13 protein-coding genes and 1 pseudogene are annotated in these 20,605 nt (G+C 50.9%); 12 read left to right on the top strand and 2 right to left on the bottom strand.

Annotated elements, in window-relative coordinates; genetic code table 11:
* Positions 1 to 85: 85 nt before the first annotated feature.
* The 5 genes from QQK89_RS07235 (at position 86) to QQK89_RS07215 (ending at position 5,761) form a co-directional block, all read left to right on the top strand.
* Entirely contained in the window at positions 86 to 859 is a 774-nt protein-coding gene (locus tag QQK89_RS07235) for an SDR family NAD(P)-dependent oxidoreductase (protein WP_284237837.1), read from the top strand.
* Positions 860 to 883: 24 nt separating this feature from the next.
* On the top strand, positions 884 to 2,305 hold the full coding sequence (locus tag QQK89_RS07230; protein WP_284237836.1) for a DEAD/DEAH box helicase: 1,422 nt from the start codon (positions 884 to 886) through the stop codon (positions 2,303 to 2,305).
* A 114-nt stretch (positions 2,306 to 2,419) separates the two neighbouring features.
* Complete coding sequence (locus QQK89_RS07225) at positions 2,420 to 3,622, top strand: S-layer homology domain-containing protein (RefSeq protein WP_284237835.1); 1,203 nt, start codon at positions 2,420 to 2,422, stop codon at positions 3,620 to 3,622.
* A gap of 136 nt (positions 3,623 to 3,758) precedes the next feature.
* Positions 3,759 to 4,511, top strand: a complete 753-nt coding sequence (locus QQK89_RS07220) for an ABC transporter ATP-binding protein (RefSeq protein ID WP_284237834.1) — start codon at positions 3,759 to 3,761, stop codon at positions 4,509 to 4,511.
* On the top strand, positions 4,508 to 5,761 hold the full coding sequence (locus QQK89_RS07215) for an ABC transporter permease (RefSeq protein WP_284237833.1): 1,254 nt from the start codon (positions 4,508 to 4,510) through the stop codon (positions 5,759 to 5,761). Before QQK89_RS07220 ends, QQK89_RS07215 begins: the two co-directional genes overlap by 4 nt.
* A 53-nt stretch (positions 5,762 to 5,814) precedes the next feature.
* On the opposite strand, the gene QQK89_RS07210 is transcribed toward QQK89_RS07215, so the two are convergent.
* Positions 5,815 to 7,110 (bottom strand): aminotransferase class I/II-fold pyridoxal phosphate-dependent enzyme, encoded by a 1,296-nt coding sequence (locus QQK89_RS07210; protein ID WP_284237832.1) that lies wholly within the window; start codon positions 7,108 to 7,110, stop codon positions 5,815 to 5,817.
* Between the two features lie 210 nt (positions 7,111 to 7,320).
* On the opposite strand from QQK89_RS07210, the gene QQK89_RS07205 reads away from it, so the two are divergent.
* Positions 7,321 to 8,109: a helix-turn-helix domain-containing protein gene (locus tag QQK89_RS07205; RefSeq protein ID WP_284237831.1), complete on the top strand. Its 789-nt coding sequence runs from the start codon at positions 7,321 to 7,323 to the stop codon at positions 8,107 to 8,109.
* A gap of 362 nt (positions 8,110 to 8,471) precedes the next feature.
* Positions 8,472 to 8,990, top strand: a pseudogene (locus QQK89_RS29720) (transposase); the annotation flags it as partial.
* A gap of 312 nt (positions 8,991 to 9,302) precedes the next feature.
* On the opposite strand, the gene asd reads toward QQK89_RS29720, so the two are convergent.
* Positions 9,303 to 10,091 (bottom strand): archaetidylserine decarboxylase, encoded by a 789-nt coding sequence (gene asd, locus QQK89_RS07200; RefSeq protein ID WP_284237830.1) that lies wholly within the window; start codon positions 10,089 to 10,091, stop codon positions 9,303 to 9,305.
* A gap of 208 nt (positions 10,092 to 10,299) precedes the next feature.
* Here asd and QQK89_RS07195 point away from each other — a divergent pair, with 208 nt between their 5' ends.
* The 5 genes from QQK89_RS07195 (at position 10,300) to QQK89_RS07175 (ending at position 20,558) form a co-directional block, all read left to right on the top strand.
* A complete protein-coding gene (locus tag QQK89_RS07195) occupies positions 10,300 to 11,628 on the top strand; it encodes a glycosyltransferase family 4 protein (protein ID WP_284237829.1) in 1,329 nt (442 codons plus the stop codon).
* A 101-nt stretch (positions 11,629 to 11,729) separates the two neighbouring features.
* The gene (locus QQK89_RS07190) at positions 11,730 to 17,498 is read left to right on the top strand and encodes a WIAG-tail domain (RefSeq protein ID WP_284237828.1); all 5,769 of its coding nucleotides are present in this window, start codon (positions 11,730 to 11,732) and stop codon (positions 17,496 to 17,498) included.
* Positions 17,499 to 17,685: 187 nt separating this feature from the next.
* Positions 17,686 to 18,438 carry a glycosyltransferase family 2 protein gene (locus QQK89_RS07185; RefSeq protein WP_284237827.1) on the top strand — a complete coding sequence of 251 codons (753 nt, stop codon included), beginning with the start codon at positions 17,686 to 17,688 and terminating at the stop codon, positions 18,436 to 18,438.
* A 29-nt stretch (positions 18,439 to 18,467) separates the two neighbouring features.
* A complete protein-coding gene (locus QQK89_RS07180) occupies positions 18,468 to 19,190 on the top strand; it encodes a sugar phosphate nucleotidyltransferase (protein ID WP_284237826.1) in 723 nt (240 codons plus the stop codon).
* Between the two features lie 15 nt (positions 19,191 to 19,205).
* Positions 19,206 to 20,558: a glycosyltransferase family 2 protein gene (locus tag QQK89_RS07175; protein WP_284237825.1), complete on the top strand. Its 1,353-nt coding sequence runs from the start codon at positions 19,206 to 19,208 to the stop codon at positions 20,556 to 20,558.
* The last annotated feature ends 47 nt before the right edge of the window (positions 20,559 to 20,605 follow it).

The following is a 20,605-nucleotide window of genomic DNA, read 5'->3' as shown; positions in this document are numbered from 1 at the left end:
ACACCCTGCGTATTTCTTTTGCTAATCATGGTCTGATCAAGTAAACTGAAGAGATAATGAGAGATGCGGATGCAGGTGATGTGAAGTGTTAAAAGGGAAAATTGTCCTCATTACGGGAGCCTCCAGCGGGATCGGTGCGGTAACGGCCAAACAGCTCGCTAAGCTTGGAGCGCTTCCGATTATGACGGGGCGGAATTTGGAGCGGCTTCGCAAACATGCGGCTGCGATCGGAACCGATTGTCCGATGTATCGGATGGATGTAACGGACATGTCGCAGGTGCAGCAGACAGTGGATGCGATTATGGCTAAATACGGCAGAATCGACGTATTGCTGAACAACGCGGGGTTCGGCAAATTCGAGACCTTCCTGGATGCAAAGGTAGAAAGCTTTGAGGAAATGATGGACACGAACTATATGGGAGTTGTCCGCTGCACAAAAGCCGTCCTGCCTTACATGCTGAAGCAAGGAAGCGGACATATTGTAAATATCGCTTCTATGGCAGGGAAGATCGGTTCCTCGAAGTCTACCGGTTATTCGGCAACGAAACATGCCGTACTCGGGTTCACCAATTCGCTGCGCATGGAGCTTGCCGGTACGAATGTTGCGGTATCTGCGGTTAATCCCGGTCCGATAAGGACTGAATTTTTTGAGGTTGCCGACCCTTCCGGCACCTATGTGAAAAACGTAAGTTGGTTTATGATGAAGCCCGAATATGTGGCTAATCAAATTATTAAAGTGATGGAACGCCGAAAAGCCGAAGTGGACCTGCCTAAAACCGCGGCTGTTGGCATTAAGCTGTATCAGCTGTTCCCGCGGATAGCCGATCGTATATTCGGCGGCTGGTTTAATCGAAAATAGCGGTGGAATAAGAGAGGAACGTATATGAGTCAGAAGACATGGAATGAACTTGGTATTAACGAGACGCTTAGCGCTAAGCTTGAAGCGAACAACATAAAGGTGCCGTCGGCTATTCAAGCCGACGCAATCCCGACTTTGCTGGCGGGACGGGACGTATCTGCCCGTTCGCAGACGGGTTCGGGCAAGACGCTTGCGTATTTGCTGCCGATGCTCCAGCAACTTAATTCTTCGTCGAGTGCTATTCAAGCGATTATTCTTGCGCCAACGCAAGAGCTTGCGATGCAAATCGTGCGCGTTGCGGACGGTTATGCGCAGCCGCTTGGACTTCGCGTCCAGCAGTTGATCGGCGGAGCGGCGATGAAGCGCCAGATTGAGAAGCTGAAGCTTCGTCCGCAGATTGTGATCGGTACGCCCGGGCGTATTCATGAACTGCTGAAGTTGCGCAAGCTGAAGCTCAGCGAGGTGCGCCATATCGTCATTGACGAGGCGGATCAAGTGTTTGAATTAGGCTCTACCAAAGAGGTTGAGACGATTCTGTTTGCCATGAGCCAGGAGCGTCAGATGGCCTTTTTCTCGGCGACTTATCCGGATGTTATGGTCCGGTTCGAAGGACGTTGGATGAAGGATCCGGTCCGTATTCAGATCGCTCCGGAACAACGGGTTTCCGAGACGATCAACAACTTTTATGTCGTATGCGATAAACGGGACAAGCCGGATGTCGCAAGACGAATTGTACGTATGCTGAAGCCTGAATCGGCGCTTCTGTTCCTGAACGTAACGGAAAATATTGCGAACTGGGAAGCGAAGCTGAGTTACGAAGGTTTTACCGTGGAAACCTTGTACGGAGATTCGGATAAGCAGCGCCGGGCCGCAACGCTGGCTAGATTCCGCGAAGGGAAAATCCAGCTGCTGCTCGCAACGGATGTAGCGGCGCGAGGACTGGATATCGAAGGTTTGCCGCTTGTTATCAATCTGGAGCCGCCTATTGATGCGGATCATTATGTTCACCGTGCCGGCCGTACTGGGCGCATGGGGCGGAAAGGGACCGTCGTCTCGCTTATTACGCCGCAAGAACGGTTTATTATGGACAAGTTCCGCAAGTCGCTCCGAATTGAACTGCCTGAGAAAGCGATGTTCAAAGGTGAATTTGTTGCTCCAAGCGAATTGCCGGACAGAACAAATACAAGACCTGCTCCTCGCCGTACGGCTGAGCAGCAGGAAGTAAGTTCCCGTTCCTTTGCGGCGCCGAAGAACAGCGGAGAATGGCAAACGCTTCTGAAGGAAGACCGCAAGCCGAAGAAAGAAGCCGCAAAGCCGGAAGGCGATGCTAGAGCACCTCGTCCTAAGCAGGCGCAAACGAAGCAGGAACGGCAACGCGACAAGAAAGACAAAGGCGCTCCGAAGTGGTTGAAAGCCAAACGCGAAAGCCAGGATAACCAAAAATAAGAAATTTTTTTTGATAGCCACCCTCCCAAAACTTTAAACCTTTGACGAAACGTATAGCGAAGGTACAAGCGGAATATTTTTCCGATAAAAAGTTCAAGGGAGAGTGGCTTTTTTATGACGAAACAAACGGTATGGAAAAAAACGGTGATTTCATCGCTTGCTGTAATGATGCTCGCAGGCGGAGCGTCTTCGGCATTTGCAAACGGCAACCATAACGATGACGGCAAAGGAAAAGGCAACGACCGGGACGATCATAAGCAAGAAATAAAAGTAAGCTGGAAATTCAAAGATGAAGATGATATGAAATGGGCAATGGAATATATTATGCGCCTGGCATCGAAAGGCGTATTTACAGGTTACGAGGACGGCTCGTTTAAACCAAACCAAAAAATTTCCCGCATTGAGACGATTGTAGCGGCTGTTCGTCTGATGGGCCTGCGCGAGCAAGCCGAATCAACGGAAGAGATGAATACAAAACTCAACTTCAAGGATGCGGATCTGATCAAGAAAAAATATCCTTGGGCGGTTGGTTATGTTGCGGTAGCCGTTGAGAACGATTTGTTCAACGAAAACGATTTCGAAGTGAAACCTCAGGAGAATGCAACTCGCCTGTGGGCGGCAACGATTCTGGTAAAAGCGCTTAAGCTGGAAGACGAAGCAAAAGCTCTCAGCAACACGCAGCTGGACTTCAAGGATGCGAAAAACATTCCGGCGGGTTCCGTTGGTTATGTAGCACTCGCGATCAAAAAAGGCATCATTACCGGTTATAACGATAATACGTTCCGTCCTAACCAGCAGGTATCCCGCGCGGAACTGGCGGCACTGCTGGACCGTACGGATTCGGAACTTCCGGATAACGATGGACAAGCTATTACGGGCAAGCTTAAGGCAGCCGTGTCGAACGGCCAACTGACCATTACGCAATCCAGCGGTACGGACTTGACGCTTGCGGTTGATTCGAACGTGTTTATTTTCAGAGATGACAAGAAAGTAGCGGTAAGCGCGCTGAAAGCCGGCGACGAAGTTCTTGTCCGCACGTATCAGAACAAAATCGTCTTCATCGAAGTGACGAAACAAGCCGTAGACGAATCCAAAGTATTTGACGTAACAGGCAAAATCAACACCATTACGTACAATGCAAACGGCAAGCTGTCTACGATTTCCATTTCGAAGCAAGACGGCAATCAAACGATCGTAACGATTTATAACGTGGCGGACAACGCTCTGATCGCCGGAGACCGCGATGATCTTGTAACGGGTCATGACGTTAGAATCCAAGGCAAAGACGGCGTTATCGCAGGGATTACGATTCTCTAAACGCGAATGACAGAAAGCAGGCATTTCTTTCCCCGGTGGAAAGGAATGCCTCTTTTTTTGATATTGCCGCTATAATTCGGTATGCTGATAAGTAAACAGCAATTCATTTAATAGGATATTGAAGGTGACAACATTTATGAGTGAACCGATTCTGCAGGTAGCCGGTCTAACCGGCGGTTACAGCCCGCGCCGACCCGTGCTTCATGACGTATCGTTTGAGGTCCGAGCCGGGGAAATGGTAGGGTTAATAGGCCTGAACGGTGCCGGCAAGAGCACAACGATCAAACATGTGCTTGGTCTTATGAAGCCCCATCAAGGGCAAGTGAAGGTAGACGGCGTTACGCTGGAGGAGAATGCGGAGCGGTATCGATCGGCTTTTGCTTATGTGCCCGAAACGCCTGTGTTGTTTGACGAACTGACGGTGGAGGAACATTTGCGGTTGACCGGCATGGCTTATAATGTAGCCGAATCCGCGTTTGGCGAGCGGCAGGAACAGCTGCTCGATGAATTCCAGATGAGGGCTAAACGCAAGGCGTTTGCTTCCCATCTATCCAAGGGGATGAAGCAGAAGGTTATGATTATGAACGCGCTGCTCTCCGAGCCGCCGCTGTACATGATTGATGAACCGTTCCTTGGTCTCGACCCGCTTGGTATTCGCTCCTTGCTGGAGCGGCTTGTCGAGGTGAAGCAGAAAGGTTCCGCGATACTTATGAGCTCCCATATTTTATCCACGGTGGAAGCCTATTGCGACCGCTTTATCGTCATGCATCAAGGCCATGTTGCCGCTTACGGCACTCTCGAAGAGGTATGCCAGGCAGCCGGAATCGAGGCGCGTGGCGGAGCGCTGGAGGATGCCTTCTATAAACTTGTTACAGAGGGACGCCAATGAGCGGGGGAAATCGGTCGCTTGAAGCTTTATGGGAGAAGAGGGCGCGCGAATTCCGCAAAGAGGTAACCCCGTATTTTGGTTACATGGGACAAAGCGGATTCCCGTTATTTCTGTCGTTTATCGTGTTGTCCTCAGCGTTTGGCTATATAAGGCTCATTCGCAATCTGCCAAGCGACTTTCCGATTACACTTGTTGGCGTAGCGGCATTATTTATGGTTCTTAGCTGGAGTCCGCTTCGGACCTGGCTGACGTTGCCGGATATTGTCTTCCATACGCCAAGGGAAGCGGAAATGGGCAATTATATGCGAAGATCGTTCCGGCGTTCCGCTATAATGACCGGTTTGTTTGGACTAGCCGTACTGCTGCTATATTGGCCGATCTATAGGCAAGGCGAAGGGGAAGCCGGATTTGGCTTGCTGCTGCTGTTTGCAGCCGTTATTCGGGCGGTTAATCTGCTTGGAGCATGGAAAGAACGGAGGTTGGCCTGGTCCGGTATCCGCCGTCTGCTCCGTCTGCTGCGCTGGGTGGCAACAGGGCTGACGCTCGCCGTAATCCTGACAAGCGCGCCATGGCAGGCGGCCTTATTCCTGCTGCTGCTTGCAGCCTTGTTTGCCTTGCTGTACAGATTGCCGGACAAGCATGCCTTTCCGTGGGAACGGTTGATCGAAGAAGAGGCGCGTACGAGAAGAAGCTACTATTTGTTTTTCGGCTTATTTATAGACGTTCCTACGATGCCGTCCAAGGCGGCTTCCAGAGCTTACTTGTCATGGGTTTTGCGCTACATACCTACCAGGCACCGATTGACCTACGTTTATCTGTACTCCGCATCGCTTGTCCGTACGGAAATTGGCGGCATTATACTGCGGCTTATGGTATTGTTTGCTCTGATCTTATATTGGTTCTCTGAAGATAGTTGGTTGCAAGGCTGGGGAGCCGCGGCCGTGTATATCGTACTGTTGCAGCTTGTTGCCGTGCAGCTGGGAGGGCTTAGACATGCCCATCGTTACTCGGTGTGGCGGCATGTTTATCCGTTACCCGAGGCGAAACGAGCGGACAGCTTGTTGACCGTCGACCGTTGGGCAATGGCGGCAACAGCGACCCTTATGTGGCTGCCGGCAGCCATTATGCTGCTGGTCCATGGCCAGTTCATCCCTGCTATAGTTGCCCTATTGGCGGCCTATGCGCAAATCTGGTTTGTCCGGCCCGGCCGGCTGCGCCGCAAACTGGCCGAGGATGCGGAAGATGAATAATTTCCGGCATGAAAAAAGCGGTGAAGAGGATTAAATCCTCTCACCGCTTTTTATTATCCAATCAGCTCGGTAACCGCTTTGTAAATCGTATCGAACAGTTCTTCCAGGTTTGGTTCTTCGATGCAAGAGAATGCCACGCGAAGATCAGTCTCGCCAAGCGCGATCGTTCCGATGCCGTATTCGTCGAGAAGACGGCATCGGACGGCTTCCGCCGATACGCCTTGCAGCTTCAGGCACATAAAGTATCCGGAGTTAAACGGATAATAGCCCCATACATCGCCGTAACGTCCGCTGTCTAGCAGCTCTTTTACTTTATTGGCGCGTTTTTTCATCACATCGTATTTTTCCGCTTTTTGCTCGTCGAACTCAGGAGCTTGCAACGCGCGTAATACGAAGGTTTGCGACGGATGAGGACCGCTGGAAATGGTTGCGCGGATGATGCCCATTGTCTTCTGCTCGAGAGCAGCAAGCGTTTTATCGGAAGAGCTTGCGTAAGTAATAAAACCAACGCGGAAGCCCCATACATATTCTTCTTTTGTAGCGCCGTCAACTTTAACAGCCAACACGCGAGGATGCAGATCGGCAAGTTTGCCGAACAGCGATTCGTGCATCGAATCTTCAAAGAACAAACCGAAGTACGCGTCGTCCGTTACCGCTACAACGTTAATGCCGGCTTCAGCCGCATCGCGGATCGCAGCAACAATCTCATCGCCTTCCTTAGGACCCGGCGAGTAACCTGTCGGATTGTTCGGGAAGTTTAGGATAACGATCGCTTTGCCTTTGTCTTTCTGAGCAAACAACGCTTCGCGTAGACCCGCGCTGTTGAAGCGGTACTCTTCATTGTACAGCGGATATTCAACGATCTCGGCACCGCGGCGGATGTTGAAGGTCAATTCGTAGTTTTCCCAGTTCTTGTTAGGGATGATGACCGCATCGCCTACGTCGGCGAACAGATCGGCCACAATGCTAAGGCCGTGCGTCAGAGCGTTTGTAGCGACGGGATTGCTGAATGTTTTGCCTTCAAGAGAAGGATTTTCTTTAACCATTTTGGCGCGCCATGCGGAGCGCAGCTCCGGCTTGCCTGCAGGCGGCGCATATTCGTATATATCTTTTGGTTCATACGAAGACAACGTGTCTTGAATAACCTTAAGGTGCATGGGCTGACCATTTTCTATTGCAATGCCGATCGTGGCGTTAAATTTCTTAGCCTTGGCCTTTGCTTCTGCGGATTGGCTGAGTATGCCTTCTTTCGGGAAATAAATCGCCTTTCCTAAAGCGGACAACATATCATAGACGTTCGGACTTTCGGCTTTGAGCGTCTCGTTCAACTGCTGAGCAAGTGGGTTCATGGACTTCATTCCATCCTTCCGGGAAATCAATTCGTCATTTAACGCTTATCGGGTGCTATTATAACATTTTTTTAATAAATCAAGCCAACCAAAATGCAAAATTTTTTGTCTTTTGTGCAAACGGGTGAATATACCTGCTTGCGCGGGAGTTTACGGCTGTTGTATGATGTCGGCATCAAGCGTTGTTGATAAGTTTTTAGGAGGAAATTCATGCTGCACCTATCTCCGGAGTCCTACATCAAATTGCCGCCTATCGCCAAAATCGTCTGCGAACCGAACTGGAAATGGCAGCGCCGGGAAAAGCCGATGGCAAACTATGATTTATTTTATGTATGGAGCGGCGAAGGGGAAGTGGAAGTAAACGGCACCATCTATCCGGTTGGAAAGGGAAGCTGTTTTCTGTTCCGTCCCGGCGACCATACAAGCGCAACCCATAATCCGCAAAAACCGCTTGTGTTAACCTATATCCATTTTGACGTGCGCGAGCCGGTAAAGTTTGTTCCCGAGCGTTACCGGAAGCTTGAGGATACCGTTGATTTCGAATATTTATTGTCCCGTTATGTCCGGTTGTTTCTGGTTGAGACGTATGCGGCGGAGGATGAGGCGTTGCTTGTGCTTAAGCAGCTCATGATCCATCTTCTGCGGGAGGACCATGATCAGCCGATGATTGAGCGAAAAGGAAGCAACCAGCTGACCGAAGCCATTCACGAGGTCGCCAATTACGTGAAGCAGCATCCAAGCGTTGCCCATCGGGTAGAAGATCTGGCGATGCGCGCTCAGTTGTCCCCGCGGTATTTCTCCGTCAAGTTCAAAGAAATGATCGGGATGTCGGTCCAATCTTATATGATTCGCACGCGAATTGAACGAGCCCAGCATTTGCTTATGTACGAGGGCATGAACGTAACGGAAGTCGCGGATGCGTTAGGCTACCGGGATATCTTTTTCTTCAGCAGGCAGTTCAAGCAATACACGGGCCGTAGCCCGTCCGAAATCCGTTAATCTTGTCACCACGATAAAAAAGGGTGTCCCATAAGTCATGAAAATGACGGATGGGCACTCCTTTTTTATTTAGGTAAAACAGCAACTGCGTATTTAATGTTCTTCCGATCGCCATTGCTCAGGGATTTCTTGAATCAACGAGGTATGGTGGGCATCCCTTCACAAAAACGAACGCTTCGCTTCTCCAGAATCATTAAATACTCCGTCTGCCCTTAACCTATTCATAAAATGCTTAAACATAAAGAAGCCGACCCTTATTAAAATGAAGGTACCACCCAACCAATTTAAGTAAAGAGAGGCTTCTTTATGAACAAGAATATACTATGGATCAACTGTCCTTGCTAATGGACTTGTAAGATGATATCCCCGAAAATCATCTCGTACGCGTCATCAACGACGCGGTCAATCGCTCAGATATGTACCTCTTTATCTAAGCTTATCCCGGAGGTGGCTGGGACAGGCTATCACCCCAAAATGCTCATGAAGGTCATCATCTACGCTTACACGCAGCGAATCTACTCTTCTCGTCAAATCGCGAAACTGGGGTAAAGCTGTCGTCAAACAGAAGATGAAGCTGCAAGAGAAGGTACAGGCTTTGTTCGCTGCCATTGAAGAGGCAGAGAAACAGGAAGATCAGGCGCTGAATAACTTGGACCTTCCTAAGCTCGGAGAGGCTTCCGCTATCACGAGCGCAAGCTGTTCAGCGACTAGAAAACAAACTTCAAGAAAAGCCGAAGGACAAACCGTTAATGATTGCACATGTAGGAAGACCACATGCGCAATGGTCAGCTGAAGCCGGGATATAACGTGCAGATTGGAACGGAAGATCAATTCATCAACGTCCAACAGATAAGCGTTGTCTCAAGCCACACGTGGACAAAGCAAAAATAGCACTGCAAGGGTAATCCCTACAGTGCTATTTTCATAAAAAACGTTTTTATTTACCTATGCGAGCCGTCTTCACAGTGAGCGATACATGCAGCCATTAACTTAGTAATGGCTTTTATAAGGCCCCATAAACCCCAAGTTGATTGTGGGGTTTGTAAAAATGCGATTGGAGCATTGAATGATTCTGTAGAAGTGTAACGTTCGCTTTTGCTCTGGGGATTCCAATCCGCAAGGATTGTTCGAAGGAATCCCCGAGCAATGGCGATCGAAAGAACATTCAATGCGCAATGAGCATGCTTTACATCTCACCCATCAATCAACTTACCCAACCTCTCACCCATACGAACCTTCAACCCCGGAGCAAGATCCTCCCTTGGGATAAAGGTATCGTCTTCCATGAGAAGAACGACCGTTGAACCAAATTCGAAGTAAGCGAGCTCGTCGCCTTTTACAGCTTGATCGCGCAGCGGCTCCACGTAACGAATGCTGCTGACATTCATCGCGCCAACCTTGACGACCGCCGTTTCTCCTCCGGCATGTTTGATGTATGTAATAAGTCTTTCGTTCCGGCTAAGAACCCGGCGCATCCGGCGAAGGCCAAAATCATTAACGGGATATACTTTGCCCGGAACATGTTCCCGCTCTACAATCCGTCCATTTACCGGCGTATGGATGCGGTGGTAATCGGTTGGGCTTAAATACAATACGATGTAATAGCCGTCCCGGTAATGATCCGTCCGCGGAGAACGGTTAAGCAATTCTTCGATCGTGTAATCTTGCCCTTTTACATTGACAATCGTTCCGGCTTGTATGGATCCCGCGCCTGTGATGAGCGCATCTACCGGACTAATAAGTGCTGTTGTCTCTTCATGAATAATCCGGGAGCCGGGTTTCAGTCGTCTAGTGAAAAATTCATTTAAAGTGCTGTATTCCTTCAGCGGCTTCTCCGCTTCTTCAACTTGAATGTTATACATCTTTGCGAATCTCGGAATCCAGCTGCGGCTCGCTTTCGACTGCGCGAAACGGCCGGTTATTCTGGAAATCCATTTGCGCGAACTTAGTTCCGTCATGGCTTGAAACAACCATCCCATCATGCCCGCACCAACACGTCCTTTCCTTGCATCTTGCTTAACTATTGCTCATTCATTTGCCGTTTGATGAACTTGCGATGTTCTCCGAACAGTGTGACACAACCGGCACTACAAATCAATAGCGCAGGTATCCGCTTTAGCCTTGTGGCAATATCGCGAAAGCTCGCGTATGCTAACTGCAAATTGATTACGAGGGAGGCCTTCCTTCGACATGTCGCCTTTAAAAGTGGCATTCGTTACGCCAGGAGCCTATCCGATTCCTTCGGGGAACAGCAGCTCTGTTGAACGGGTCGTCGAAAAATTCGTTCCGCTCTTGCGTCCTCATGTAGAGCCTCGTATTTACGGGAAAATCGGGCGGCATTTACCGCGCAGAAGCTTGGTTAACGATTGTCTATGCGAGAGGTTCCATGCTGCCAATAGATCCGCCTATGTGGCGAACGTAGGACACGCATTGCAGAAATTCAGTCCGCAAATCATACAAGTCGAGAACCGTCCGACATACGTGATCAAGCTGAAACGTTCCAATCCGAAAGCGAAAATATGGCTTAATCTGCATTCTTCGACGTATATCAGTCCGAGGCATATATCGGGTACCGTGCTTCGCAGAAGTTTTGCGCTTGCCGACCGGATTATTGTAAACAGCGAATTTTTGCGAAGTCTCGTGCTTGCTAAAGTGCCGGAAGCAAAACTTAAGATCCGCGTCGTGTATCCCGGCGTGGAGACGCGGAGATTCCAATCCCGCTATACGGCGGAAGGCGAAGCTGCTCGCCGTTACCACAGGGAGCGGAAAGGGCTTGCGCACCGCAAAGTAATCGTTTTTCTGGGCCGGCTAATCCCGCTCAAAGGCGTACATCATTTGCTTGCGATCGTGCCAAGGCTGATTAAAATTCATCCGGATCTGCTTGTGGTCATCGTCGGCAGCCCTTTCTACGGCTCTCATCGCACGACCGCTTATTCACGCAAGCTTATGAAGATGGGCGAGCAATATAAGAGACATATCCGATTTGTGCCTTACGTTCCTTATTCGGAGGTACCCGGCTGGTTCATGGCGGCGGACGTTGCGGTCATGCCTTCGGGGAAGCGGGAAGCATTTGGCCTAGTCAATGTCGAAGCCATGGCAACCGGGCTGCCCGTGATCGCGACCCGTGCCGGCGGGATGCAAGAAATTATACAAGACGGGGAGACCGGTTATCTCATTAATCAAAAAGAAATTAAAAACGAGCTGACCGAAAAACTGCTGCTGCTGCTTCAAAATGCAGCGCTGCGCCGTCAGATGGGGCTAAAAAGCAGGCAGCGGGTAGAGAAGCTGTTTACATGGGAACATACGGCGAAGCGATGGCTAAAGATTCAAAGAAATGAAGTGGATATGAGATTCCATGACGATCCGGAGTTGGATCTGTACGATAGTCCGGAAGAAGAGCTTGAGTCTGAACCCGGCAAAGGCGCCGCGTTAGAGGAGTCCATCAGCTACGACATGGGTTTTTGTAACCCGGAACAACAAAAACATCAAGAAGTGCTCCCCCCGGAGGATGGCAGTTAAGCGCTGTCGTCCTTTTTTTGTTGCCTAAACGGCAGTAGCGCGCCCATGGGTAGGAGCATATAGTGAAATAACTTTGAGGAGGAAGAAAGAAGGAGAGGTCAATGACAAAAGGAAAATCGTCTAAAAACGCCAAAGGGCGCAAACCGAGTTATTATGTGAGCAATCCGAATGCCTCGGAATTAAAGTGGTTGGATGAATTAAACCGCAAAAAAAATACAGTGCAAAATCTTAACCCTCTTGTCCCGCAACCTAAGCCGGAAGAGAACAGGACGGTTAACATCAACGCCTTTGCTCCTGTAGAAGAAGCACCACAAGCGGAGACGCTAATTATCCCTGCATTGACGGAAGAATTGATCCTTATTGCCGATGCCTCCTCATCGGCTGAAGTGAGCGGCACCGAGACGGAGCCGCTTATTGAGGAAAGTGTTTCGTATGATGCTAAGCCGATACCCGCTCCGGTGACGGAGCCAAAGCAAACGCAAGCGAGCCCGCTCATCCAAATTCAAAAAACGGAACCGCAGCCAGTCCCGACACCAGCGCCTGCATCTGCACCTGCCGTTCAACTCAACCAACAACCTACCTATGACCAAAAGCTTGATAAACTGGTGGAGAAACAGGATCTGTACAAACCGTTTCCGTTTATTTATACAGACGATATCGTGGACGGTGCCGTAACCGGCAGCAAGCTTGCCCCGTATTCGGTTGATTCGGAGAACATGCGTCCGGGCAGCATTGAATCGTCCACGATTGCCGACTATGCGGTAAATAACATTCATCTCGCCCCGGGAGCCGTAACCGGCAATAAGATTTCGGCTTCCGCAGTTACGGGGAATCATCTGGCCAACAGCTCCATTACAAGCGATAAAATCGTAGATTCCTCCATTAGCGGCAGCAAGCTTGCGGATGGCAGCATTACATCCGAGAAGCTGGCCGACCGGACAATCGATTCCAGCAAAATCGCGGACGGTTCCATTACGTCTAGGCATCTCCAAACGTTCATCATTACGGAAGAACTGATTGATAACCACGCGATTACAACGGATAAGATCCAGAATAGCGCCGTGCGGGCGGACAAAATCGCTAATGAAGCCATCACGAATTCCAAGCTTGGGGAAGCGTCCGTCACCCATTCCAAGCTTCGCGACGGAGCGATAACCGGCAGCAAACTCGCATCGGATACGATTGAATCCGTTCATCTGAAGCAAGGGCTGCTGCTTGCCGGGCATGTCTCGATTGGAGCGATCCAGGGGAAGCACGTAGCTCCAGGCGCTATCACGCAAGAGCATCTCACGGAAGGGGCAGTAGGGACCGAAGCCCTTCAACCTCAATCCGTAAACGCTGAGCGAATCGCGCCTGGAGCCGTTAGTTCCACTCATCTTCAACAGGAAGCCGTGACAGGCGAGCATCTTGCACACGGACAAATTGGAAGCAAACATCTGGGCGATCAAATTATCATCTCGAACAAAATCGCCAATGAAGCAGTCCAAACCAGGCATATCGGCAGAAGCAGCGTTATTTCCGACCATATTGCCATCGGACAGATTGAACAGCGCCATATTGCCCATCAGGTCGTATCCCGTCAGCATCTGCAAGCAAGTTCCGTTGGCAGGGAGCAACTGCAGGACGGTTCTATTAAAGGGGAGAAAATTGCCCCTCAAGCGATAAGCACGGAACATGTAAGTGATTCCGCGGTAGATACGCAGCAGCTGGCGGATCAATCCGTTACGGATAAAAAAATCGCCGATGGCGCGGTTAAAAGCGCGAAGCTTGCCGCAAGTTCCATTGAAAACGCCCATCTAAAGAATGAAATTGTTACGTTCCAAAAAATTGCGCCGGAAGCGCTCCGTTCCTATCATTTCTCGGCTGGAGCCATTACCGGGGAAGCAATATCTCCAGAGGCGGTTTCCGGCGAGCATTTGAAGCCGAAGCTGATCGAGAAGCAGCATTTTGCCAATCAATCCGTCAGTACGGACGCCGTGCAGGATTTATCGATAACAAGCGGCAAACTTGCGTATGGAGCAGTCACCGAGTTTAATTTGTCGCCAAGCTCCGTGCATCCGCATCATTTGGCCGATTTCAGCATCGGCTCCCAGAAGCTTGCCCCGGAGTCCGTGACGACGGATAAACTCGCCGAATGCAGCATTACTTCGTCGAAGCTTAACGCCGGTAGCATCAACGAGCAGCATATGGCGCCAGAATCGGTTAATTCCGATGCGGTTCAGCTTTCATCCATTCATGGCGGCCATGTACAGCCATCATCGATTGATCAAATCCACGTGAAAAACGAAGCGATCCAATCGATTCATCTTGCAAGCGAGGCCGTCAAGGAACAACATCTGTCCGGAAACAGCGTGAAGACGCAACATCTGTCCGATGCGTCGGTAACGACCAAGAAGTTAGCCTCCCAGTCGGTAACATCCGATAAACTCGCGGAATCGAGCGTAACGTCCTCCAAGCTTGCGGGTGGCAGCGTGCAAGACACCCATATCGCTAGCGGTTCCATTCACTCGGAGCTGATCCGACCGGCAGCTATTAATTCCGAGCATCTGCAGGCAGGGATTATCCAAGCGGAGCATATGGGTTATCAGTCCGTTACGGAAATCAATCTGTCGTATGACATTGTAGGCACGGATCATCTTACGGAACAAGCGGTAACGGCAAGCAAGTTGTCCAAGGATGCCGTCACGACCGAGAAGCTGCTTGATTCGAGCGTAACGTCGCCGAAGATTGCGGATGGAAGCGTAACGGCAAGCAAGCTGGCGGAAGGATCCATCTACTCGGACCTCATTCGTCCTTTAGCGATCCAAGGGGATCATATCGAGCCGCATTCCATCCAATCGGATCATCTGAAGGACGGCGTGATCGGAGCCAATCATATTCGCGGCGGTGCGATCGGCACGGATGCATTGGCTAACCAATCGGTATCGGCATCGAAGCTTGCAACGGGGGCCGTGCAGTCCGGCCATATCGGCAATGAAACGGTGCTCAGCCGGCATCTGGCTAACGATTCCGTTCTTGGCATTCATATTGGGGAAGGCAGCATCCGTTCCGTTCACTTGACCGATGAAGCAGTCACCGAGACCAAACTCGCTCCGCTTAGCGTCGGAGAAGACCATATTCAACCCGGAGCGATCGGCGCGGAAGCCTTGCTTGATGATATTGTGGACACGAATCATCTCGTGGACGGTGCCGTACAGGATTCCAAGCTTGCTCCGCTGTCCGTTCATACCCGCCATATTCAGCCGCAATCGGTTCAGGAGAAACATCTGGCACCGGGCATCGTTGACGAGAGCAAGCTGCAGAACGGATCGGTAACGTCCTCCAAGCTTGCGTTCGATACCGTGTCCGGCGATCACTTGCGGCTTGAGACGATCGCGAGCAAGCATATTAAAGCGGATTCGATTCAAAGCTATCATATCCGCAAAGGGACGGTATCCTTCGACCATCTGAACGGAGACGTGCTTAACGAGTTTAGACCGAAGAGCATCGCAAGCGAGCAGTTGGCAGAAGGGATTATCGACTCCTCCAAGCTTGCGCAGGGCAGCGTAACAACCGGCAAGCTGGCTGACGAAGGCGTGACGGCGGAAAAACTGGCTGAAGGCAGCGTAACTGGCGTTAAGCTTGCGGATGCAAGCATCACAAATGAAAAGCTGGCCGACAATAGCGTTACGGATCGGAAGCTGGCAAATGAGAGTATTACGGGAAGCAAGCTGGCAGCCGGAAGCATCACGAATGAGAAGCTGACCGACAACAGCATCACGGCCGAGAAGCTTGCGGACGGAAGCATGACGGGAGTTAAGCTGGCCGAAGGCAGCATCACCGGCGACAAGTTGACGGCTGAAAGCGTCACGGGCAGCAAGCTCGCCGGAGGCAGCGTTACCGGAGATAAACTTGCCGACGAGAGCATTACCGCGCGCAAGTTGGCGGATGCAAGCATTACAACCGTGAAGCTCGTCGATGAGAGCATTACCGCCAGCAAGTTGGCAGCTGGCAGCATCACGACTGACAAACTAACTGACGAGAGCATCACAACAAGCAAGCTGGCCGACGACATCGTTACGCCGGAGAAACTTATTGATGCAAGCGTCACGGGCCGTAAGCTGGCGGACGAAAGCATTACAACCGAGAAGCTCGCCGACGACAGCGTTACAAGCCGTAAGCTTGTTGATGAGAGCGTAACGGCGGAGAAGCTGGCGGATGAATGCATAACCGCGATCAAGCTCTCGGATCAAGCCGTTACCAGCCGCAAGCTGGCGGATGAAAGTGTTACGAGCGAGAAGCTTGCCGATGACAGTATTACAAGCCGCAAGCTGATCGACGAAAGCGTGACGAGCGAGAAGCTTGCCGACGAGAGCGTCCTAACGGCGAAACTTGCCGACGAGGCGGTTATCGGCAGCAAGCTGGCGGTCGACAGCATTACGACGGAGAAGCTGACGGACGGCAGCGTTACGGCTGATAAGCTGGCACGCGAGAGTGTGACCAGACGGAAGCTCGCCGATGAAAGCGTGACGACAGAGAAGCTTGCCGACGATAGCATCACGAGCCGCAAGCTGGTCGACGAAAGCGTAACGGCTGACAAATTGGCCGACGGAAGCATTATTACGATTAAGCTCGCCGACCTCGTAGTGACGGGCAGCAAGCTGGCCGACGAGAGCGTGTCGACGGGCAAGATCGCCGATTACAGCATTACGGGCCGCAAGCTGATCGATGAATGCGTAACGGCTGATAAGCTGGCTGCGGATAGTGTCAGCACAATCAAGCTGTCCGATCTGGCGGTTACAAGCAGCAAATTGGCGGATGCGAGCATTACGAGCGATAAGTTGGCAGCGGGGAGCGTAACGAGCGATAAGCTAGCTGCGGAAAGCCTCGCCGGCAGCAAGCTGCTTGCCGAGAGCGTGACGACGGAAAAGCTAGCCGACGATACAATCACAACCCGCAAGCTGGTCGATGAGAGCGTAACGAGCGATAAGCTAGCCGATGATAGCGTCACAACCTTAAAGCTGATCGATCTGGCCGTGACGGGCAGCAAGCTGGCTGCCGATAGCGTAACAACGGAGAAGCTGGCGGATTTCAGCATTACAAACGATAAGCTGGCGGATGACAGTATAACCGGCAGCAAGTTGACTGAGGGCAGCGTAACAAACGACAAGCTTGCGAGCGATAGCGTAACGAAGGAGAAGCTGGCAGGCGGCAGCGTAACGGGCGATAAACTGGCTGAATTCAGTATTACAAGCAGCAAGCTGGCCGAAGGCAGCGTAACAAACGATAAGCTTGCAATTAATAGCGTTACAGAGGAGAAACTGGCAGCAGGCAGCGTGACCGGCGATAAGCTGGCGGACGGCAGCATAGGCAGCGAGAAGCTCGCGGATGAGAGTATCCTGACGGATAAATTGGCCGACGAAAGCGTAACGAGCGAGAAGCTAGCCGATGAAAGTGTAATCAGCGAGAAGTTGGCGGAGAGCAGCGTATGCGGCTGGCATATCGCCTCGGAATCCATTACAGTCGACAAATTAGCGCCAGAGTTAGTGTCAGCGTTATTTCCCGAAATCGTCGAAACCATCGTAGAAGTGCAAGCCGAACCGGAACCGGCGCCAAACTTCATCCGCTCCGCGGGGACCGGTCAAGTGATTCAACAATTTGGCCTTGCACCCTATTCGTTCTTCAAAAAAGGTAAACAGCTCGAAATCGAAGTTACGTTTGATGAGCCGTATAGCGATGCCAATTATGTCATTACCGCCATTTGCGATAATCCGGAATGTTATGTATCCGTCTTTAGCAAGACGAAAGAAAGCGCCATTCTCAACATTGTTCGTTCCAGAGGTTCATTTGAACCGGAGGGATATATGAACTGGATCGCCATTGGCCGATAATCTTCATAGATTCAATAGGGGATGGGAGCATAATCTATGCTCCTATCCTCTTTTTTCATTTGGTGGGGGACAGACGTCTTGGAAGTTGTACAAATGCCGTTGCGCCAGCAATCATCCTACATACTATGTGATGTACATCAATAAAGCTTGCAAATTTTAATAGGCATAAACTGAGGTGATTCAGTGGATGAAACGCGCACCTCATCCTTATCCAGCCGTATCGGTCATTATCCCTGTTATGAACGAGAAATCGACCATCGGGCGCGTAATTCGCGAAGCTGCAAAAGTGCACCCCCGGACAGAAGTTATTGTTGTTGCTAACGGTTCAACGGACGGCTCCGTCGCTATTGCTAGAAAGATGGGAGCTAGAGTGCTGTTCTATGAGAAGCCTCTTGGTCATGACGTTGGAAGAACGATAGGAGCGCTGGAAGCAAGGGGCGAAGTTCTGCTGTTTATAGACGGAGATATGATTATTCCTGCCTCTCAATTGCGTCCTTTCATTCACGCTGTGAGAGATCGGGGAGTAGATGCCGCATTGAACAACTATTCCGGCCCTGTGCACAAGGCAAATGTTCATAGCGTGGTTCTCGCTAAACATGCCTTGAATGCCGTTCTCCAAAGACCCGACCTGAAAGGAATCTCGTTTACGGCCGTACCGCATGCTATAAGCCGCAAATGCCTGGATACGATCGGGGCTTCCGCCTTGTCCGTTCCGCCGCTTGCCCATGCCATGACGATTAAGCAGGGGCTGAGAGTAAAGGCCGTACACACGGTTAATGTCGGAAAACTAAACAAACCCCGGCGGGAGCGGGAGCGGAGAAATCCGCTCGAACGGTTAATTCTAGGAGACCATTTGGAAGCGATCCATTGGCTGCTGTCCTGCACAGATGAACGGGGCGGATTTGAAGATCGGCTGCGCAAGCGCGAGATGGCCTTGTAAGTCTGCACATGGATAGGAGGATTGCTCTTTTGAAAGCTGTTATTTTGGCAGGAGGAACCGGTACACGGCTTTTGCCTCTTACTTCTTATATCAATAAGCATATGCTGCCGGTCGGCAGGCATCCGATGATCCATCATGGCATCGAGACGCTGCGCAAGGCAGGGATCGAAGAGATTCTCATTACAACCAATCGCCATTCCGCAGGCATGTTTATCCAATACTTTGGGAGCGGAGCGGAGCTGTCGGTGTCGCTTGCCTACCGGATTCAAGAAGGGGCCGGAGGGATTGCGGACGCTTTGCAGCTGGCAAGACCGTTTATTGCCGATGGCGAGAAATTTCTTGTGCTGCTCGGAGACAATTTGTTTGAAGAGGATTTGACTCCTTTTATCCAGGATTTCAAAGAGCAGCAAGACGGTGCGATGGTGCTGCTCAAAGAGGTTGACGATCCTCATCGTTACGGGATACCGGTGTTTGAATCGGATGGTTCGATCAAGCATATTGAAGAGAAACCCGCGAATCCGAAGTCGAATCTATCGGTGACCGGATTGTATATGTACAGCTCCGATGTATTCCAGCGGATTGAGGAAATAAGCCCATCTAGCAGAGGCGAACTTGAGATCACCGATTTGAACAATTTATATGCGGCTGCAGGTCTCTTAACCTACCGGACCTTATCCGGCTGGTGGATGGATGCCGGAACGTTCGAGTCGCTGAAGGAAGCATCGGCAAGGTATTGGGATATAGAATACTAGACGGGAGAGATTTAAGTGAGACGTAAACCGCGGGGCATCCGTCGTCTCAAGCTCGCGCCGACGAAAGAAGGCGGACGCTCGGCCAATTTCCAGGCCGGCTTTCAAGCGGGATACAACCAGGGACTAGAGGCCGGCCAGAGCAGTTACCAATCTTTGTTTGAAGGAACGAGCATTATCATTCCAAGCTACAATCAAGTCGACTATCTGAGAGGCTGCATCGACAGCATTATGGACAACACGGAGCAGCCGCATGAGATTATAGTCATTGATAATGCTTCTACGGACGGTACGGCAGAGTATTTGGAGCAGCTTGACGGTCAGGTTAGGTTCCGGGTGCTGGACCAGAATTACGGCTTTGCGGGCGCCGTGAATATGGGGCTGATGATGGCCAAAGGAACTACGCTGCTAATTCTGAACAACGATACATTAGCTACGGATAATTGGCTGGGCAACTTGCTGATCTGTCTGCACAGCGATCCGGCGATCGGGATGGTTGGTCCTGTCACCAACTATATAAGCGGTGACCAGCAGATCCAGGTATCTTACGATAATGTCGAGGATATGCCCGAATTTGCCAGACTGAACAATATATCCGATCCGAAGCGCTGGGAAAGAACCGACAGGCTTCCGGGCTTCTGCCTCCTATTCCGGCGAGAATTGTGGGAGAAGATCGGCTTCCTCGATGAAGGGTTCGAATACGGCAATTATGAAGACGATGATTATAATATTCGGACCAGGCTCCTTGGATACTCCCTTGTTATCGCAAGAGATTCTTTTATCCATCACTTCGGAAGCGTCAGCATCAAAGCGCTGGGAGACCAGCTGGAACAAGTGACTGCCCGGAATATGGTTTATTATATGACCAAATGGAATAACCCGTACGCATGGATTCACCAGGTTCGCGCAAACGCAGCGCAACTTACCTCTCCAGAATCGAAGGGGGAAACCGCCTTTTATCCGGAGGGAGTAGTTGTGAAAGGCGTTGGACCGCAGGTTTACTGGATTGAGAACGGGATCAAACGTCCAATTGAAGGAGCATGGTCCGGACCGGTTGTCCGGTTGCCGCAAGTGTTGATCCGCAGCTGGGCGACTGGCGAAGTTCTTGCCGCAGGCGACGCCTCGTGGAAGTGGCAGGCTCTCCATGCCGTTCATCACGGTGCTCCGAAGCATGGCCAGATCGCAAGAGGAATCGACGGTTTTCTCTATTATCTGGAACATGGCGCCAAGCGGAAAGTCATTACCGAAGCAGCCGCTGCTGCCTGGTGTTTGAAAGATAGAGCCAAATATCCGATTACGGTGGAAGAACTTCAGGCGCTGCCGGAAGGGCTGCCGGTCATTCCTCCGGTGAAGCTGCGCCAGGCTTTGTAGAAGTATCACCCTTTTTCAAAGGTGCATATGCTGGTAAGACGACAACT

Origin of the sequence: Paenibacillus glycanilyticus (genome assembly GCF_030161375.1) — a bacterium.
GTDB lineage: Bacteria > Bacillota > Bacilli > Paenibacillales > Paenibacillaceae > Pristimantibacillus > Pristimantibacillus glycanilyticus_B.
The sequence above is the reverse complement of the archived record's forward strand: the minus strand, read 5'-3'. Positions and strand labels throughout refer to the sequence as shown.

What these genes read in the sequence shown, in the direction of transcription:
- QQK89_RS07230 (WP_284237836.1), top strand. Translation starts at nt 884, where the DNA reads ATGAGTCAGAAGACATGGAATGAACTTGGTATTAACGAGACGCTTAGC.
- QQK89_RS07225 (WP_284237835.1), top strand. Translation starts at nt 2,420, where the DNA reads ATGACGAAACAAACGGTATGGAAAAAAACGGTGATTTCATCGCTTGCT.
- QQK89_RS07220 (WP_284237834.1), top strand. Translation starts at nt 3,759, where the DNA reads ATGAGTGAACCGATTCTGCAGGTAGCCGGTCTAACCGGCGGTTACAGC.
- QQK89_RS07215 (WP_284237833.1), top strand. Translation starts at nt 4,508, where the DNA reads ATGAGCGGGGGAAATCGGTCGCTTGAAGCTTTATGGGAGAAGAGGGCG.
- QQK89_RS07210 (WP_284237832.1), bottom strand. Translation starts at nt 7,110, where the DNA reads ATGAACCCACTTGCTCAGCAGTTGAACGAGACGCTCAAAGCCGAAAGT.
- QQK89_RS07205 (WP_284237831.1), top strand. Translation starts at nt 7,321, where the DNA reads ATGCTGCACCTATCTCCGGAGTCCTACATCAAATTGCCGCCTATCGCC.
- asd (WP_284237830.1), bottom strand. Translation starts at nt 10,091, where the DNA reads ATGATGGGATGGTTGTTTCAAGCCATGACGGAACTAAGTTCGCGCAAA.
- QQK89_RS07195 (WP_284237829.1), top strand. Translation starts at nt 10,300, where the DNA reads ATGTCGCCTTTAAAAGTGGCATTCGTTACGCCAGGAGCCTATCCGATT.
- QQK89_RS07190 (WP_284237828.1), top strand. Translation starts at nt 11,730, where the DNA reads ATGACAAAAGGAAAATCGTCTAAAAACGCCAAAGGGCGCAAACCGAGT.
- QQK89_RS07185 (WP_284237827.1), top strand. Translation starts at nt 17,686, where the DNA reads ATGAAACGCGCACCTCATCCTTATCCAGCCGTATCGGTCATTATCCCT.